We start from the raw sequence: 17,630 nt of genomic DNA on the forward strand, positions 1-17,630 counted from the left end.
GTCGGCGGGTCGGGTGCGCGGGCCTGTCATGCCACCCATCCAACCACAGCTTGCGCAAGTATCGAACCTGGTTCTATTGTCGAACATCGTTCCATAGTCGAACGTCGTTCTATACGGGGCGGCGTTCCGAGAAAGGAGGCTCGCCATGACCACGACCGCCACCGCGCCCGCCCCATCGCGTACCTATCCGTCCCTGCGAGCGGCATGGATTCCCCTGGCCGCACTCTGTCTGGCCTTCTTCGTCGAGATGGTGGACAACACCCTTCTCTCGATCGCGCTGCCCACCATCGGCCGCGACCTCGGCAGCGGCAGCGGCACCACCGCGCTGCAGTGGGTCACCGGCGCCTACTCCCTCACCTTCGGTGGCCTGCTCCTGACCGCCGGATCGATGGCCGACCGGCTGGGACGCCGACGCGTGCTGCTGGTCGGGCTCGCCGTGTTCGGCGTGCTGAGCCTGGGCGTCGCCGCCGTCAGCACCGCGTGGCAGCTGATAGCGCTGCGCGCCGGGCTCGGCATCGCCGCGGCGGCCATGGCGCCCATCACCAACGCCCTGGTCTTCCGGCTGTTCGACGACAAGGCGCTGCGGATGCGCGCGATGACGCTGATGATCGTCGTCGGCATGTCCGGCTTCGTCCTCGGCCCGCTGCTCGGCGGCACCGCCCTGGCCCACGTGCGCTGGCAGTGGCTGCTGCTCGTCAACGCCCCGATCGCCCTGATCGCCGCCATCGGCGTCCGCCTCGGTGTCCCGGCCGACCGCCCGCAGGACCTGACCCGCGACAGGCTCGACCTGCCCGGAGCCGTGCTGAGCGTCTCCGCCATCGGCCTCGCCTGCTACGCGCTGACCAGCGGTGTCGAGCACGGCTGGCTCTCCGTGGCCACGCTGGCCTCGGTCCTCGGCGCCGTCGCCGCGGGCCTCGCCTTCGTCCGGCACGAGCGCCGCAGCGCCGCGCCCATGCTGGACCTGCGCCTGTTCTCCCACGGCACCGTCCGCGGCGCGGCCATCGCCCAGATCGGCACCGCCATCGCCATGTCCGCCGTGATGTTCGGGCTGATCCTGCACTTCCAGTACGCCTACGGGTGGAGCCCCGTGCGGGCCGGCCTGGCGAATCTGCCGCTCATCGTCACCATGATCGCCGCGACCCCGCTGTCCGAGTGGCTCGCGGCCAGGTTCGGCCACCGCGTCGCCTGCCTGGTCGGCGCGGTCTGCATGGCCGGCTCGCTGGCCGGTCTGGCGTGGGGCGTGGACCACGGGTACGCCGCGATCGCGGTCTGCATGGTCGTGATGACCATCGGTCTGCGCACCGTCATGACCATCTGCGCCATCGCCCTCGTGGAGGCCATGCCGGCCAACCGCACGTCCATCGGCACCGCCCTCAACGACACCGCCCAGGAGGTCGGAAGCAGCGTCGGCACCGCCGTGGTCGGCACCCTGATCGCCGCCCTCGTCACCACCCGACTCCCCGCGGGCACCTGGAGCGACTCGCTGGTCGCCTCGTTCTTCCACGGCGAGCGCGTCACCTACGCCGTGCTGGCGGTGGTCGTCGGCCTGATCGCGGCGGGCGGCGCGCTCAGCCTCACCGACTCCCGCTCCACGGAGGAGCATGCCTGATCCTCCGGATCCGGCGGCCGACAGGGCTTGCCGTACGGCCGGGGTGCCGGCCCCGGACAGGGAGGCGTACCCGCGTGATCGACGGGCACAAGCGGGTGGCCGAGGCTGATCGCCAAAGGCCCCCCCGACGCCCGGCGGACGAACGACGCCACAGGTCGGGGCAGTGAGTTGCATGGCTTGCATGGCTTGCATGGCTTGCCGGCCGCGCCGGGACGCGCGGCCGGCCGAGGGAGAGGACGTCGTATGAGCAGCGTCACGGTGGGCCGCGGCGAGGCGCCGCTGCGGCCCGGAAGAATCGTCCGGCTTCCAGGGGTGTACGCCCCGCAGGCCGACAGCTACTTCCTGGCCGGCGCCCTGCGCCGCGAGGGCATCGGACCCGGCATGGACGTCCTCGATCTGTGCACCGGGACCGGCGCCCTCGCCCTGCGGGCAGCCCGGCTCGGTGCGCGGGTGACGGCGGTCGACATCAGCCGGCGGGCGGTGGCCACGGCACGGCTGAACGCCTCGCTCGCCGGGCTGCGGGTCTCGGTGCACCGGGGCGACCTGCTCGCCGCGCTGCCCGGCCGCCGTTTCGACGCGGTGATCAGCAATCCGCCCTACGTCCCGGTGCCGCGCGCCGCGCTCCCCCGGCACGGCGCGGAGCGGGCCTGGGACGCGGGGCGGGACGGCAGGGCGCTGCTCGACCGCATCTGCGACACGGCGCCCGACGCGCTGCGGTCCGGCGGACTGCTGCTGATGGTGCACTCCGCGCTCAGCCGCCCCGAGGAGACCGTGCGCCGCCTGGAGCGCGCCGGTCTGAGCGCGTCGGTCGGCGAGCGGATCTCCATCCCGTTCGGGCCGGTGCTGCGGGGACGACTGGACTGGCTCCACGACCGCGGGCTGCTGCCCGCGGGCGCGAACACCGAGGAACTGGTGATCATCCGTGCGCGAAAGGGCTGAAGGGACCGGGGAAGCGGCGGCGCCGGGGGCGGGCGGCACCGGGGCGGGGGGCAGCGAAAGCCGCGCCCGTCTGGTCACCGTGGACCCCGAGGGTCCGGTGCTGGTCGAGGGCCCCGTGACGATGCGGACGCCCGACGGGCGGACGGTCACGTCCGACCGGTTCACCGTGGCGGTCTGCACCTGCCGCCGCAGCCGCACCTACCCGTGGTGCGACACCAGCCACCGCCGGCGCACACGGGCGTCCGCGCCCGCCGGGCGCCGGCCCGACGTGAGCGCCGCCGACGAGGAGGATTCCGCACCGTGAAACAGACCACGTCCCCCACCGCGAGGCAGGCCCCCGGCCCGGAGCGTCCGGACCCCGCGGGCGGGGCCGGCGACGGCCCCCGACTGCCCCGTGCGCGCGGCGGCCTCTCCGCCGGCGTGCTCGCGTACCTCACCGGCGAGCGCACCCGCCTCCCGTCGGACGAGGAGGTGCGCCGGGCGGACCCGTTCGGCGACGACCTGCACCTGCTGCTGTACGTCCTCTACGAACTGCACTACCGGGGGTTCGCCCCGGTGGACGAGGAACGGGAGTGGGACCCGGCGCTGCTGGGCGTGCGCGCCGCCGCGGAAGGGCGCTTCCTCGCCGCCGTACGGGCCGGGACCTCCGGTGGTGCGGACGTGGCGAAGGCCGTGGAGCCGCTGCTGGTGGAGCCGGTGGGCGACGACGGCACCGGGGTCAGCCACCATCTGATGCGCGAGGCGGATCTTCGGCAGCTCCGGGAGTACGCCGCCCTGCGCTCGCTCTACCACCTCAAGGAGGCCGATCCGCACCTGTGGGTGGTGCCGAGGCTCCGGGGGCGGGCGAAGGCGGCCATGGTCGCCATCGAGTACGACGAGTTCGGTGCGGGCCGGGCCGAGAACGTCCACGCCCGGCTGTTCGCCGACCTCATGGCCGACCTGGGTCTGGACACTTCGTACGGGGCGTACCTGGACGCGGCTCCGGCCGAAGCGCTGGCGACCGTCAACCTGATGTCGTTGTTCGGTCTGCACCGGTCCCTGCGGGGCGCGCTCGTCGGGCACTTCGCCTCGGTGGAGATCACCTCGTCGCCCGGCTCGCGCCGGCTCGCCGAGGCGCTGCGGCGGGCGGGCGCGGGCCCCGCCGCCCAGCGCTTCTACGACGAGCACGTGGAGGCCGACGCGGTGCACGAGCAGATCGTGCGGCGCGAGGTGATCGACGGGCTGCTGGAGGACGAGCCGTGGCTGGCCGCCGACATCGTCCTCGGCATCGAGGCCACGGACCTGCTGGAGAACCGGCTCGCGGCCCGCCTCCTGACCGCCTGGCGCGCGGGCCGCACGGCACTGCGCGAGCCCCTGCCCGAACCTCTGGACCAGCAGGTGGACGCGGCGGCCTCCGCGGGGTGACGGTGGCGGGGGCGGCCCCGGCGTGCTTCCCGACGGCCGGGGCGGCCCGCTCGGCTCTGCGGGACGCTCCAGCCGTCTCAGTCCGTGCGTTCGCCCTCCGCCTGGGAGGGCTGGTCCCTGGGCACCATCCGGTGCGCCGCCTCGTCCGGGCGGGTCCGCTCCCCGGCCGGGTCGCGTTCGCCCTCCGCCTGCGACGGCGTGCCCGCGTAGAGGCCGTGCCCCGCGTACGCCTCGTCCGTTCCCTTGTCCGCCCTGCCCATGTCCTGACCTCCTCGATCGGTTCCTCCCCATCGTCCTCCCGCACCCGGTCCCCCGCACGACGGACACCTTCGTGGTTTTGGTCCGGTCGGCCGGGGCACCCGGAGCACGGAAAGCGACAGGGACAAACCAGACCGAAAGGGGTTCGCCGTGCGCGCACTCACCTATCAGGGGAAGCGGGACGTCCGGGTCGAGACCGTGCCCGATCCGCGGATCGAGAAGCCCGACGACGTGATCGTGCGGGTCACCTCGACCGGGATCTGCGGCTCCGACCTGCACCTCTACGAGGTGCTCGGTCCCTACCTGGACCCCGGTGACATCCTCGGCCACGAGCCGATGGGCGTGGTGGAGGAGGTCGGGCCGGAGGTGACCTCGCTGTCTCCCGGCGACCGCGTGGTGATCCCGTTCAACGTCTCGTGCGGCCACTGCTTCATGTGCGAGCGGGGGCTGCACTCCCAGTGCGAGACCACCCAGGTGCACGAGCGCGGGACCGGGGCCTCGCTCTTCGGATACACCAAGCTGTACGGTCAGGTCCCCGGCGGGCAGGCGGAGTTGCTGCGCGTCCCGTTCGGCGACAGCCTGCCGATCAGGGTGCCCCAGGGGCCGCCGGACGACCGGTTCGTCTACCTGTCCGACGTACTGCCCACCGCCTGGCAGGCCGTGGAGTACGCGGCGATCCCGCCCGGCGGCACGGTCACCGTCCTCGGCCTCGGCCCGATCGGGGCGATGGCCGCCCGGATCGCCCAGCACCGCGGCGCGGGTCTGGTCATCGGCGTGGACCTGGTGCCCGACCGGCTGGAGCGGGCGAGCGCGTACGGCGCGAAGTGCCTGGACGTGCGCCGCTACGGCAAGGACCTCGGCGACGCGATCCGCGACCTCACCGACGGGCGCGGCACGGACGCCGTCATCGACGCCGTGGGGATGGAGGCGCACGGGGCTCCGGTCGCCAAGGCCGCGCACTGGGCGGTCGGGCTGATGCCGGACGCGGTCGGCGAGCGCCTGATGGACAAGGCGGGCATCGACCGGCTGTCGGCGCTGTACGCCGCGATCGACGCGGTGCGCCGCGGCGGCACCGTCTCGCTGTCCGGCGTCTACGGGGGCTCCGCCGACCCGATGCCGCTGATGACGATGTTCGACAAGCAGATCCAGCTCCGCATGGGGCAGGCGAACGTGTGGCGCTGGGTCGACGACATCCTGCCGCTGCTCACCGACGAGGACCCGCTGGGCGTCGACGCCTTCGCCACCCATCATCTGCCGCTGGAGCAGGGGCCCGAGGCGTACCGGACGTTCCAGGAGAAGGGGGACGGCATGATCAAGACGCTGCTGCGCCCCTGAGCGTCACCGGTGGGGGCGCGTGCGGCTCGCGCGGCCGGGTTGGTGCGCCGAACGGGCCCGCACCGCTGGCGGTGCGGCGGGGCACCGGCTTGGCTGGAGCGGTCGAAGCCGGTGCCGCGCGCCCCCGACGGCGCCGCCCCTCACCGTCCTGGAGTCTCATGTCCCGCCGCACCGCCCCGCCCCGGACGCGCCGCCGGTTCCCGCCGGGGGCCGGTTCATGACCGCTTCGGCGGCGGGCGAGGGCGAGCGCCTGCTGCAGGGGCTGCTGGCCGACATGCACGCCTCGACGCCGGGCGGCCTGCCCGCGCTCGTCAACGCGTACGGCGAACGGCTCGGCATGCGGCGGGTGCAGATCCGGCTCGTGGACCTGCAACAGAAGCAGTTGACCCTGCTCGCGAGTGAGAGCCGGATGCCGGTGGACGGGTCCCCGGCCGGCTCGACGTACCGGAGCAGGGCACTGCGGCTGGAAACGGGCGAGGACGGGTGCCTGGTCGTCTGGCTGCCGCTGGTGGACGGGGCGGAGCGCCTGGGCGTGGTCGGCATCGAGGTGGAGTCGCTCGACAGCACGCTGCTCGCCCGCTGCGGAGCGCTCGCAGCCGTCCTGTCCATGGCGATCACGTCGAAGCGCGCGGTCAGCGACCGGTTCGTGCAGCAGGCCCGGACCGACACGATGACTCTGCCGTCCGAGATGCTGCGGGCCGTGCTGCCGCCCCGCACCATCGGCGAGGCCCGCGCCATCTCGACCGCGGTCCTCGAACCCGCCTACGAGCTGGGCGGGGACGCATTCGACCACTCGCTGGGCGACTCGGTGCTGCACGCCGTGATCCTCGACGCCATGGGGCACAACCTGTCCTCAGGACTCACGACCGCGATCGCGATGGCCGGCTGTCGCAGTGCCCGCCGCGCGGGCTCCGGGCTGCGCGAACTGGTGGGGACGGTGGACGAGGCGCTCGCCGAGTGGCTCCCGGAGCAGTTCTGCACCGGCATCGTCATGCGACTGGACCTGCCCGGCGGGGTGCTGAGCTGGGTCAACTGCGGGCATCCCCCACCCCTGCTCATCCGCGACGACCAGGTGCTCAAGGATGCTCTCGCCTTTCCCGGCGAGCCGCCCATGGGTACCCCGGGCGCTCTGACGGCCCTCTCACGGACGGTGCACCAGGCCCGGCTGCAGCCGGGGGACCGCGTGATCCTCTACACCGACGGGGTGACCGAGGCCCGCTCCCCCGGCGGTCCGCAGTTCGGACTGGCGGGGTTCACCACCTCCATCATCCGGGCCACGGCGGCCGGGGAGCTGGCCGCCGAGGCACTGCGCCAGCTCATGCACTCGCTGCTGCAACGCCAGGACGGCCGGCTCGACGACGACGCCACCATCCTCATGATCGAGTGGCGCGGACCGCACTGACGGGGTGGTTCGCGCGCTTCGAGGGCAGCGGGACCGGCTGGCATCGGAACATTTATGCACCATCCATAAAATGTGCTTGTTACATGCCATGTGTATGATGCACAGGAGCGCCGTGCGCGGCGCCCTCATTCACCGATGCATCGCAGAGGAGCACCACCCGTGGACGTCAACCAGCCGACCGCCCGCTCAGGGCCGGTCGTCGCCACGCTCGCTCTGGCGGGCACGGTCGCCGCCATCATGCAGACGCTGGTGACACCGCTGATCGCGGACATGCCGCGGATCCTCGACACCAGCGCGTCGAACGCCGCCTGGGTGGTCACCGTGACCCTGCTGGTCGCGGGTGTCTGCGTGCCGGTCTCCGGACGCCTGGGCGACCTGCTGGGCAAGCGGCGCATGCTCCTCGTCTGCACCGTGCCGCTGGTCGCCGGTTCGGTGGTGTGCGCGCTCGCCTCGTCCGTCGTACCGATGATCGTCGGTCGTGGGCTGCAGGGCATGGGCATGGGCATGGTGCCGCTCGGCATCGCCCTGCTCCGCGACGTGGTGCCCGCCCAGAAGCTCAGCGGTTCCATCGCCCTGGTCAGCGCCTCCATGGGCATCGGCGGTGCCATCGGCCTCCCGCTCGCCGCCGCCGTCGCCCAGTACGCCGACTGGCGCGTGCTGTTCTGGGGCGCCGCCGCGCTCGCCCTGATGATCGGCACCCTGATCTTCTTCGTCATCCCCGACGTCCCCGCCGCCGCCAAGGGCCAGCGCTTCGACGCGCCCGGCGCGGTCGGCCTCGCCATCGGCCTGGTCTCGCTGCTCCTGGGCATCTCCAAGGGCGGCGACTGGGGCTGGACCTCCGGCACCACCCTCGGCCTGCTCGCCCTGGCCGTCGTCTCGCTCGGCGCGTGGGGCTTCTACGAGCTGCGCACCCGTGACCCGCTGGTCGACCTGCGCACCACCGCCCGCCCCCGGGTCCTGTTCACCAACGCCGCGTCCATCCTGATCGGCGTCGGCATGTACTCCTTCATGCTGATCGCCCCGCAGCTCCTTCAGTTCCCGGAGGCCACCGGCTACGGCCTCGGCCAGTCCATGCTCGCGGCCGGTCTGTGGATCGCGCCCGGCGGCGTCATGATGATGATCGTCTCCCCGCTCGGCGGGAAGCTCATCAACAAGCACGGCCCGAAGGCCGCCCTCATCGCCGGCGCCCTCGTCATGGCGGTCGGCTACGGCATCGCGCTGCCGCTGATGGGCACCGCATGGGGCATCATGCTCGTCGGCATCGTCATCAACAGCGGGGTCGCCCTCGCCTACGGCTCCATGCCGGCCCTCATCATGAGCGCCGTGCCGGTCTCCGAGACCGCGGCCGCCAACGGCTTCAACACCCTCATGCGCTCGCTCGGCACCACCATCGGCTCCGCGGTGATCGGCGTCGTCCTGGCCCAGATGACCATCACCATGGGCGGCCACACCCTCGCCTCCGAGGGCGGCTTCCGGACCGGTCTGCTGATCGGCTGCGGCGTGGCCCTCGCCTCCGCCGCCGTCGCCTGTCTCATCCCCGCCGTCCGCGCCGGCGCCGCGGCCTCCTCACCCGCTGAGGAAGCCCCGGCCGACGCCGAGCCCGCCCGCGCCTGACCCCGCATCACGCACCCGGGCCCGCCGGGGCCCCCGCACCGTGCGGGGGCCCCGGCGGGCCCGTGCGCACCTTCCGGAACGCGCCGGAACAAGCCGCCGGATCAGCCGCCGGACGGGACGTCCACGTAGTCCTTGAACAGCAGTGAGACGGTGTGGCGGTCGGAGGGCCAGTTCGGCACCGCCAGGGTCTCCGTGACGCCCGCGCCGCCGCGCATCGTCTGGGCCACCGGGATCACGCCCCGTGCCTGCGGGTCGGCGGGCAGCGAGAGATCGGTGGCGGTCAGGAACGGCACCCGGTCGAAGGGCGGCAGCGCCGCCTCCAGGTGGCTGACGCCGTCGCACCCCTTGTCGAACGCGAACAGCCCGAGGATCTGGCGCAGTTGCGGCGACACCGCCGGGTTGAGGACGTCGCTCCCGCCGATCCTCAGCCGGTCGTCGTCCGCCGTCCCGGCCCGCCACTCACGCGCCCGCACGACGGTGAGCGCGGTGTGACCGGTGCACGCCTCGATGGAGTCCGTGACACCTCCCGGCGGCGAGACGAGCAGCCGTACGAACCGGTCGCTGCGCTCGAACGGTTCGAAGTAGAAGTGGTTGGTGCGCTCGCCGGTACGGACGAAGGCCAGCTCGTAGTGGCCCCGGCCGCTGACCTCGATCCCGCCGAAGGACCCGTCCGCGCCGGTCCGCACCACCCGCACGGGCACCAGGCCGAGCCGGGCGCCGGTGGCGGGGTCGAGACGCCACACCTCCAGGCGCCCGGTGAGCCCCGCGTTCTGCGGGAAGTGCACCACGCGCCCGGAGATCCCGACGGAGGCGGACAGCTCGGGCAGCACCCGGGTGGTCAGCGGCGGCCGGCCGCGCAGGAACGCGTAGATGTGCGCGAAGCTCTCGGCGGAGGTGGCGCTCTCGGTGTGCCCGGCCTGCGGTTCGTGCACGTTGACGGCGCCGCCGATCGCCCCGTTCGGCTGGAGACTGCTCCAGATCGCGAGCGTGGGCACCCCGCCCGGCTGGGCCGCCGCCGTGCGGCCGTCCAGATTGACGTACTTGGCGACCTCGGCGGCCCGCTCGGGCGCCGAGAGATAGGTGTGCAGTACGCGGGTGCCGCGCGAGTGGGCCAGGATGTCCACCTGCTCGGCCCCGGTGCGCGCCCGCACGGCGTCGACCAGCGCCTCCAGCCCCGCGACCGCGTGGTCGTCGGTCGCCACGGAGGTGTCGTACTCGTGGACGTACAGCAGGTCGTCGGCGTATCCGTTGCTGGAGAACCGTTTGGCCTGGGACTGCCACTGCTGGGCCGAGCCCTCCTGTCCGTGTACGAAGATCACCGGGTTGACCGCGGCGCGCGGCGCGGTCGCGGAACCGGTGGCCGGGGCCGCGCAGACCGTCAGGGCGGCGAGGGTCCCGAACAGGGCCAGGAACAGGGCGAGCAGGGGGGACCGGCCCGTACGGGCCGGTGGGGAAGCGGTCATCGCGTCCTCCGCGTGGGGTTCGTGGGGTTCATGGGGTTCGTGGGGGTGGGACGGGGCATCGACGCCGGGGCCGCGCCGCCGGGGCGAGGTGGCGGGGCGAGGTGGCGGGGCGGCGCCGGCCGGGCCGGGGGTCACCAGTTCTTGTGCCGGACCTCGCCGAGGCCGCAGAAGGTGCAGCCGGTGCTCAGGAAGTCCTCGGAGCGGCGGAACTCCTCGTCCGCCAGGTGCCACCGCAGCCAGGCGGTGATGATGTGCTGGCCGTTGCGGGTGGCGAGGATGTGGTCGGTGCCGTCGAGGACGTTGAGCCAGACCGGCACGTCGGTGTTGGTGTAGTCGCGCTCGACGTTCGGGGTGGCGAAGTCCTCGTCGCCCCCGATGTAGAGGGCCGGGTTGCGGAGGCTGTCGGGGCCGCTGCCGTCGAAGGAGCCGCCGGCCACGTGGACGGTGGTCTCCAGACGGGGGTCGTCCGCCACGTCGAAGGTGCCGATCGAGCCACGGGAGTGGCCGCCGAAGGCCACTTCGGAGAGGTCGAGGTCCCCCTTCAGCGGGCTGCTCGCACTCGCGTTCTGGTCCTCCAGCCAGTCGAGGGCGTCCGTCATGTACGCGCCGCTGCTGGAGGAGACCTCGCTGTAGACGACGAACCCGTGCGAGGCCCACTGGCGCAGCATGTCCTCGTAGGCGGCCGGGTCGGACCCGGCGCCCGGGCCCCAGACGAAGACCGGGTGGTCCACCCCGTTCGCACCGGCGTCGGTCGGATGCACCAGCCACCCGTCGTTGCCGGGCCCCGCGGTCTCGTCCACGGTCACCGCGTAGGGGCCGGGGGCGGTGACGTCGTCCACCGGGGGCAGTGAGCCGGTCGGAGGTTCGCCCGGTCCTCCGTCGTCGGCGGCCTCGACCAGGACGTCGTCGACGGTCAGCGTCTCCAGGACGCTGTTGGCGGCCAACGAGAACCGCAGCCGCAGGTCGCGCCCGTCGACCGAGGCGGGCAGCGGGAACGACACCGCGCCGGTGGCGGTGCGCGCCGATTCGAGTGTCGTGTACGGGCCGCCGTCCACGGAGTACGCGACGGCGAAGGACTCGCCGAGGTCCAGGCCCGAGGCGGCCCGTGTGTAGGAGACCGTCACGCCGCCGTGTCCCGCCAGGTCGATGGGCGCGGAGACCAGGGAGGGACCGGCGGACAGCGAACCGGCCAACCGGGCCCCGTAGGCGCCGGTCCGGACGGTTCCGGAGGGGGTGAAGGCGCCGAGGCCGCCTGAGAAGTCCTCGCGGAAGACGGGGGTCGCGGCGGAGGCGGGGGCCGTCGTGGCGCCGGTGGCCGCCACGGCCATGATGCTGACGGCCGCCGCGCCGAACAGGCGCAGCCGCGCGTGGGAGCGAGACATGAGGGGTGTCCCTTCTGGCTGCGCCGGCCCCCTGCGCCGACGCGCCGTTGTCGTCCGGGGATGCGTGGGGGATTCGTGCCTGACGCCGGTCCGCGGGTCCTGCTGCGCGGCCGGTCCACACGATTCAAGCGGGATCCCGTGACGGGCGAATCAGTGAAATCACCGGCCGGCCCGCTCCCCGGACGCACCGCGCCCGCCGGACCGTGGTCCGGCGGGCGGGTGTGGCACCTTGGCTCGACGGTGCGTCAGGACTGCGTACAGGCGCGCCCGTTGAGCTTGAACGTGCCCGGATCGGGCGACGCGGCCGGGGCCGAGGTGTTGAAGCCGAAGTCGACGGCGGCGCCGGGCGCCAGCGTCCGGTTCCACTCCAGCGGCCGGGCCGTGACCGTCCGGCCGTGCTGGGCGAACGCGGCGCTCCACGTGTGGCCGACGCGCTGCTCACCGGGCATCAGCCAGGCGAGCGACCAGGGCGAGACGGTGTCGGGGCCGGTGTTCTCCACCCGTACCGTCACCGTCGATCCGCCGTTCCACGGGTGGGAGGCGTACGTCACCCGGCAGGTGCGGGCCACGGCGGCGGGGCCGCCGTCTCCCGCGTCGTCCAGGTAGGAGGCGATGAAGGCCAGCGGGGCGTTCCAGTTGACGGTGATCTCGTTGGTCGCCCACGACCCGATGTCGTCGACGTAGCACATGGCGGGGGCGCAGCCGACGAGTTTCTCGGCGGCGACCGGGTCGCCGGAGGCGCTCGCGGTCAGGTTGGGGCCGCCCGCGACCGAGCCGGGCGCCGGGTGCGGCAGCGTGGCGTCGTACTGGTGGGCCCAGAACCGGTGGTGCTGGTTCTCGGAGTCCCGCTCGCCGTAGCCGGTGACGTAGGACTGGTTGAGCGGGTTGCGGCCGAGGAGGTAGTCCGCGCCGCGCAGCACCGCGTCCTGGTAGGCGGCCTTCCCCGTCAGGTCGTGCGCGGTGGCCAGGACCACCATGTTGTTCAGTACCTGGCTGTTGGACCCCCAGACGTAGTCCTCGTCCTTGGGGGCGTACGGCAGCCCGTACGCTTGGTCGCGGGACTGCGCGGCGTAGCGGTCGGCGCCCGCGGTGACCGTGGAGCGGACCGCGGCGAGTTCGCCGGCCGACAGGCCGTTGGGCACGGTCGCCAGGGTCAGCGCGCCGAGCCCGCCGGTGGACCCCCAGGAGATGCCGCCGCCCGCGGCGAAGAGGCGGTCCACGTCGTCGTGCAGGTCCGAGGAGAGGACGGCAGTGCGGTAGGCGGCCTCACCGGTGGTGGTGAACAGTTCGGCCGCGGCCCAGTAGAACTCGTCGGAGACGTCGCCGTCGCTGTACGCGCCGCCGCCGGTGCCGTCGGCGGGGTCGGCGAGCAGGTCCGGATGGAGCTGGGCCGCGTCCCACGCGGTCTCGGCCGCGCGCAGGCAGCGCCCGGCGAAGGCCGCGTCGTACGGAGCGTAGAGACGGGCGCACTGGGCGGCGGTGGCCGCGAGGTTGAGGGTGGCGGCCGTCGACGGCGGGTGGAGTTCCCGCTGCTGCGGGTCGAGGTCGGGGCGCAGCGGCAGCCCCGTCCACGCGGCGTCGTGCACCTTGTGGTGGGCCATGCCGGCCAGCGGCTCGCCCTGCGGCACCTGCATCCTGATGAGGAAGTCCATCTCCCAGCGGGCCTCGTCGAGGATGTCCGGCACCCCGTTTCCGCGTTCGGGCACCCGCAGCGCGCCGTCGCCGAGTTCGGCGGACTCGGCGTCGTCGGCGGTCAGCGTCCGCTCGTAGGACGACATCAACTGGGCCACCGAGATACCGCCGTTGACGACGTACTTGCCGTGGTCGCCCGCGTCGTACCAGCCGCCCGAGACGTCCAGCCGGTAGTCGCAGACGCCGGGCTGGCAGGGCACGTCGGTGTCGCCCTTGTTCGGCGCGACCCCGAGGTGTCCGGCGGGGCGCGCGTACTCCTCGCCGACGAGGCCGGCTTCGATGGGGATGCCGCTGCGGTTGTGGTAGAAGTACGCCAGCGCGTCGGAGCGCAGCCCGTCGTAGAGGTCCGCGCGGACCGAGAACGGTTCGCTCGTGTCGCCGTCCACCTCCACGGTCCATCCGTCGCCGGGGGTGCGCAGGGCGCTGAAGTCGAAGGTGTGGACGTGCTGGCGGGAGCTGGGGTCCTCACCCCGCACCACGGTCGTGCCGGTGGCGGCGGTCGAGCCGTCCGCGGCCTTCACCGTCCAGGTCAGCGGCGTCGGGGAGTCGGTGACGACGGTGCCGCTCTTGGGCCCGCCCGGCAGGTAGCCGAGCTGGTTGACGCGGACGGGGGATCCGGTGTCCGGCACGTACACCGGGGGTTCGGCCCCGCCGCGCAGGGTCACGTCGTCCAGGCAGAAGGTCGTCGCCCGGCCGCCGCCGATCTGCAGTTGCACGGAGGCTTCCGGCTGGTCCGTCTGGGCGGTGAAGGTGCGGGTGACCCGGGTGGCCCCGGTGTCCACCGGATCGGCGGTGGCGAGCACCGCGGTGTACGGCTCGACGGCCTGCTGGATCCTGGTCTGCACGGTGAGGGGCACGGTCGAGCTGGCCGTGTAAGAGAGTTCGTAGCTCTCGCCGGCCTCGATCGGGACGCCGTTCTGGCCGATGATGACGTCCCAGGCGTTGGCCGTGCCGCCGGGGACCTCGGCGCACAACTTGCCCTCGTCCACGGCCACCGGCGCGTTGGCCGTGGACCACCAGGGCGCGGTTCCGGCGGAGAAGTCTCCGTTGACGATCTGTTCGGGGGCGGCGTCCTGCGCGGCCGCCGTGCCGGGCACGGCCAGGGCTCCGGCGCACAGCAGTGCGGCCGCGGACAGGCCGAGCACGCGCATGCGGCGCCGGAGGCGGACGGGCGCGGGTCGTGCGGGAGGCGGTAAGGCGTTCACCGGGGGCCTTTCGTCGGGGGCGTACGGGGTGCGGGGTGCGGGGTGCGGGACGGCGTGCGGGAGCGGGGCGTCCGGGCATGGGGCGCCCCAGCTCGTGGGAGCGCTCCCACGTCGTGACACCGGCCATTGTGGAGCCGTCCGCCGCCGCAGCGCCAGGGTCATGACAGGAATCGCACGGTCGCCGGCCGAACCGCCCGAGCCGCCCGCGTCCACGCCGCCGGTCCGGGTCTGAAGCCCGTGACCCGGCCGCGCGTGGGCGCGGCCGGGTCATGAGCCGTGAGCCGGCGTCAGACGTAGGGGATCGTCAGTACCGCGGCCTCCGTGCCGGTCTGCACCCGGGAGGCGGCGCTGCCCAGCGCGTTCCAGATCTCCAGGCGCACGGTCCCGCCGGCCAGGTTGCCCGGACTGCCGGTCACCGCCTTGGTTCCCACCGCCTGGGTGTACTCCTCCCATCCGGCGACCGGGTCGGTCGCGAAGTACCGGAAGGTCTCCACCCGGTCGAAGCTGCCGTTCCCGGTCAGGTCGTAGCTGACCCTGACCTGCGGGGCGAGCCCGACCACGGTGCCCGCGTCGACCCGGAGCCGGAAGGAGGTGGCCGCGCCGGAGGAGAGCGTCCCGGTGACGTTCCTGGCCTCGTAGACCGTCGGGCGGTACGGCGTTCCGTCCCGGTTGATCCCGTCGGCGGAGGCCACGGTGTCCGCGCCCGCCGCCCCGTCGGTGGCGGTGGTGAGGGTCCCGCCGGACTTCAGCCGGAAGGTGTTCCCGGTGGACGGGCCCGGCTCCTCGGGGTCGGGGCCACTGCCGGCGCCCGTGCCGGTGGCCGTGGAGCGGGCGGGCACCGCGAGGGTCTTGCCGTCGGAGAAGGTGACGGTCCGCGCGGTGGAACCGTAGTTGTGGGCGGCGTAGGTGCGGACGCCGTTCTTGGTGAACACCGCCGAGGTCGGGATGTCGCCGCTCACCGCCGCGTCGGGCGCGCCCAGGCTGTCGAGGGTGGCGATCCAGTGGTAGGTGTGGGCCTTGGACTCACCCTGCTCGGGCGTGTATCCGCCGTTGCCCGCGTCCCACTTGGCCTTCGCCGCCGCCGGGTCGGCGAGCGACTCGAACTCCCACAGGATGTCGCGCCATTCGACGGCCGGTCCGCCGTTCTCGCGCTCCATCTCCGCGATGTTCCGCTTGACGGCGGCCTTGGCGCGGGCCAGGTGCAGCGATCCGCCGGTGACCGGCAGGACGTTGATGCCGTGGATCTCCTCCGGGTTCGCGGTCCACCAGGTCGAGTAGGCGCCGCCGCTCCCCCACACCATGCCGACCGTGTCGTGGCCGAAGGCGCCGGGGAAGACCTGCTGGTCGGCGTCGAACCAGTACTGCGTGATCGCCTCGGACTCGGTGGTCAGCAGGTAGCTGCCGAGGTCGCGCAGCGCGGTGTCCCCGGTCGCCGCGCCCCACAGGACGAGTCCGGCGCTGAGGTTGACGGACTCGGAGGAGGATTCCTGGTTGTTGCCCGCCGCGAAGCCCTGGTGCCCGGAGGCCCAGCTGTGCCCGGCGTAGACGTCGAACCCGCGCAGGAACGGGAACGCGCTGTCGGTGCGGCTGGGGTTGGCGGTGTCGCGGACGAGGGTCTTGACCATGGTCCCCCACGCGGAGTCGGCGGCCCACGCCTGGTCGTACTGAGCGATGACGGCCGCCGCGTAGACGTAGTAGCTGTAGTGGAAGTGGTGGTCGTTGAGTTCGGTGTCGCTGCCGTACGAGGCCGGATAGCCGGTGAGCGTCTTCCAGTCCTTGTCGTAGCTGAACTCGCTCGCGCCGCCCGCCGTGAACCACTCCTGGAGACGGCCCTTCATCAGCCCGAGCAGCTTGTCGCGGACGGCGGTCTGGCCGATCTGGTCGGCGACCGGGACGAGTTGGGCGAGACGGCCGAGCGCCTTGCCCGTCCAGTAGGTGTCGGCGGCGCCGGAGAACGGGTCGGAGGCGTTCGCCACCTCGTTCAGGTAACCGGTGAGCCGGGCCTTGTCGACGCCCGCGGAGGCGGGCAGGGCGGGCAGCACGCCTGCGCTCTGCTGGTTGGTGGTGAAGGACGCGGACTCGCGCACCTTCATCGTCCCGCGCGGAGAGACGTAGGTCCAGGAGGTGAGGGCGTCCGTGGTGTGCAGCCACTGGTGGCGGTAGAGCGCCTGGATCGTGCCGCGCTCGGTACCCTCCTTCGCCTCGGTGGTCAGGGTGTACGTCGCCCTCACCGTGGAGCCGGTGGAGGCCCAGCTCACCGTGGAGCCCGTGACGAAGCTGAAGGCGTACTTCCGGTAGGTCGCGAGCGCGTCGGTGGACGGCAGCACGGCGAGCGAGAAGTAGTCCTTGCCGCCGAGTCCCGCGGTGATCGCGGTACCGGAGACGGACCAGTCGCTGCCGGTCGGGGCGAACAGCGCGTAGTGGTGGCCGGCCACCGTGATGCCGAGGACGTTGCCGTTGTCGGCGAAGACGGTGGGGGTGCCCGCCGTGGTGATGCGGGCGTCGCCGCCGGAACCCTTGGCGTACACGAACGGCATGCCGTGTCCGATGGTGGTGCGCAGGGTCCGGGTGCCGTCGGACCAGTAGGGGGTGACCGTCCAGTCCGACCAGTCGTCGGCCTTGGTGTCGGGGGACTGGAGACCGCTGAGGCCGACGGTGAGGTCGGCCCGGTGGGCGTACTCGTACTGACGGCCGTCGCCGACGATCGCGGGCGTGGTCGGATAGCCGACCTCCAGTCCGCCGGCGGTGGCCTGATAGGTGAGCGGGTGCCCGTACATGGGGGTGGAGTACGGGTTGTCGCCGTAGCGCTGGTAGGCGAGCGAGGACCACCAGTCGTTGGTGGGCACCGGCTTGTTCCTGGCCGCGGCGGTGAGCTTGGGGGTCACCGGGGCCCCGGTGTTGGTGGTGGGCCCTGACGTCCCGGCGGGGCGGGCGTCGCTGTAACTGCCCGCTCCTGCGGGGACGGTGGCGGCCACCGCGGGGGAAGCGGCGGGGCCCAGACCTACGGCGGCCAGGGCGAGGGTGAGCGCCATCGCCGCGGCGGGTCTGAGGAGGGAGGCTCGCATGGGCAGCACCTCGGGATCCAGAGGGGGGTGGAGCGTTCTTGAGAGCGCTCTCAGATGCCAAGGAAAAGTAAAACTCCTGAACTCCCGCGTCAATAGCCCTCACAGAAACGGCAGTTGCACGCACTCGGCGGCAACGCCCAGCAGTCGTGTGTTCGAGACTTGACGACACCGGGTCACCTCGCCATCTCCCGCCCACGGAAGTGAGCGCCCGGCGCGCTCCGGCTCGGCGTCTCCCTCGCGGCACGGACGTCCACGACGACCA

Annotated in this window: 12 protein-coding genes; 7 read left to right on the forward strand and 5 right to left on the reverse strand. The window is 73.0% G+C overall.

The genetic code is table 11. From position 1 onward, the window contains the following. Window positions 1–145: 145 nt before the first annotated feature. The 4 genes from Q0994_RS09035 (at window position 146) to Q0994_RS09050 (ending at window position 3,952) form a co-directional block, all read left to right on the forward strand. Complete coding sequence (locus Q0994_RS09035; RefSeq protein WP_299531376.1) at window positions 146–1,609, forward strand: MFS transporter; 1,464 nt, start codon at window positions 146–148, stop codon at window positions 1,607–1,609. Between the two features lie 243 nt (window positions 1,610–1,852). Continuing rightward, a complete protein-coding gene (locus Q0994_RS09040) occupies window positions 1,853–2,548 on the forward strand; it encodes a HemK2/MTQ2 family protein methyltransferase (protein ID WP_299531377.1) in 696 nt (231 codons plus the stop codon). After that, a complete protein-coding gene (locus tag Q0994_RS09045; protein ID WP_299531378.1) occupies window positions 2,532–2,852 on the forward strand; it encodes a CDGSH iron-sulfur domain-containing protein in 321 nt (106 codons plus the stop codon). The genes Q0994_RS09040 and Q0994_RS09045 overlap by 17 nt, the downstream gene beginning before the upstream one ends. A gap of 83 nt (window positions 2,853–2,935) precedes the next feature. After that, complete coding sequence (locus Q0994_RS09050) at window positions 2,936–3,952, forward strand: iron-containing redox enzyme family protein (RefSeq protein WP_299532118.1); 1,017 nt, start codon at window positions 2,936–2,938, stop codon at window positions 3,950–3,952. A 77-nt stretch (window positions 3,953–4,029) separates the two neighbouring features. Here Q0994_RS09050 and Q0994_RS09055 read toward each other — a convergent pair whose 3' ends face one another. Continuing rightward, entirely contained in the window at window positions 4,030–4,212 is a 183-nt protein-coding gene (locus tag Q0994_RS09055; protein WP_299531379.1) for a hypothetical protein, read from the reverse strand. Between the two features lie 148 nt (window positions 4,213–4,360). Between Q0994_RS09055 and Q0994_RS09060 the strand changes: the two genes are divergently transcribed. The 3 genes from Q0994_RS09060 (at window position 4,361) to Q0994_RS09070 (ending at window position 8,561) form a co-directional block, all read left to right on the forward strand. Further along, window positions 4,361–5,545 (forward strand): zinc-dependent alcohol dehydrogenase, encoded by a 1,185-nt coding sequence (locus Q0994_RS09060; protein ID WP_299531380.1) that lies wholly within the window; start codon window positions 4,361–4,363, stop codon window positions 5,543–5,545. A gap of 217 nt (window positions 5,546–5,762) precedes the next feature. Further along, a complete protein-coding gene (locus tag Q0994_RS09065) occupies window positions 5,763–6,947 on the forward strand; it encodes a PP2C family protein-serine/threonine phosphatase (RefSeq protein WP_299531381.1) in 1,185 nt (394 codons plus the stop codon). 159 nt (window positions 6,948–7,106) lie between these two features. Then, window positions 7,107–8,561 (forward strand): MFS transporter, encoded by a 1,455-nt coding sequence (locus Q0994_RS09070; protein WP_299531382.1) that lies wholly within the window; start codon window positions 7,107–7,109, stop codon window positions 8,559–8,561. Between the two features lie 101 nt (window positions 8,562–8,662). On the opposite strand, the gene Q0994_RS09075 is transcribed toward Q0994_RS09070, so the two are convergent. The 4 genes from Q0994_RS09075 to Q0994_RS09090 all read right to left on the reverse strand — a co-directional run bounded on the left by Q0994_RS09075 (window position 8,663) and on the right by Q0994_RS09090 (window position 17,368). Continuing rightward, entirely contained in the window at window positions 8,663–10,024 is a 1,362-nt protein-coding gene (locus Q0994_RS09075; RefSeq protein ID WP_299531383.1) for a hypothetical protein, read from the reverse strand. 131 nt (window positions 10,025–10,155) lie between these two features. Beyond that, entirely contained in the window at window positions 10,156–11,406 is a 1,251-nt protein-coding gene (locus tag Q0994_RS09080) for a hypothetical protein (RefSeq protein WP_299531384.1), read from the reverse strand. Window positions 11,407–11,651: 245 nt separating this feature from the next. After that, window positions 11,652–14,249, reverse strand: coding sequence for a glycoside hydrolase family 9 protein (locus Q0994_RS09085; protein WP_299531385.1), 2,598 nt, complete (start codon window positions 14,247–14,249; stop codon window positions 11,652–11,654). A 341-nt stretch (window positions 14,250–14,590) separates the two neighbouring features. Then, a complete protein-coding gene (locus Q0994_RS09090) occupies window positions 14,591–17,368 on the reverse strand; it encodes a glycosyl hydrolase (RefSeq protein WP_299531387.1) in 2,778 nt (925 codons plus the stop codon). Window positions 17,369–17,630 lie beyond the last annotated feature (262 nt).

Source organism: uncultured Streptomyces sp., from assembly GCF_947488945.1.
Lineage (GTDB): Bacteria > Actinomycetota > Actinomycetes > Streptomycetales > Streptomycetaceae > Streptomyces.

Coding starts and splice junctions, on each gene's coding strand:
- Q0994_RS09075 (WP_299531383.1), bottom strand. CDS start 10,024: ATGACCGCTTCCCCACCGGCCCGTACGGGCCGGTCCCCCCTGCTCGCC.
- Q0994_RS09035 (WP_299531376.1), top strand. CDS start 146: ATGACCACGACCGCCACCGCGCCCGCCCCATCGCGTACCTATCCGTCC.
- Q0994_RS09065 (WP_299531381.1), top strand. CDS start 5,763: ATGACCGCTTCGGCGGCGGGCGAGGGCGAGCGCCTGCTGCAGGGGCTG.
- Q0994_RS09090 (WP_299531387.1), bottom strand. CDS start 17,368: ATGCGAGCCTCCCTCCTCAGACCCGCCGCGGCGATGGCGCTCACCCTC.
- Q0994_RS09055 (WP_299531379.1), bottom strand. CDS start 4,212: ATGGGCAGGGCGGACAAGGGAACGGACGAGGCGTACGCGGGGCACGGC.
- Q0994_RS09085 (WP_299531385.1), bottom strand. CDS start 14,249: ATGCGCGTGCTCGGCCTGTCCGCGGCCGCACTGCTGTGCGCCGGAGCC.
- Q0994_RS09080 (WP_299531384.1), bottom strand. CDS start 11,406: ATGTCTCGCTCCCACGCGCGGCTGCGCCTGTTCGGCGCGGCGGCCGTC.
- Q0994_RS09040 (WP_299531377.1), top strand. CDS start 1,853: ATGAGCAGCGTCACGGTGGGCCGCGGCGAGGCGCCGCTGCGGCCCGGA.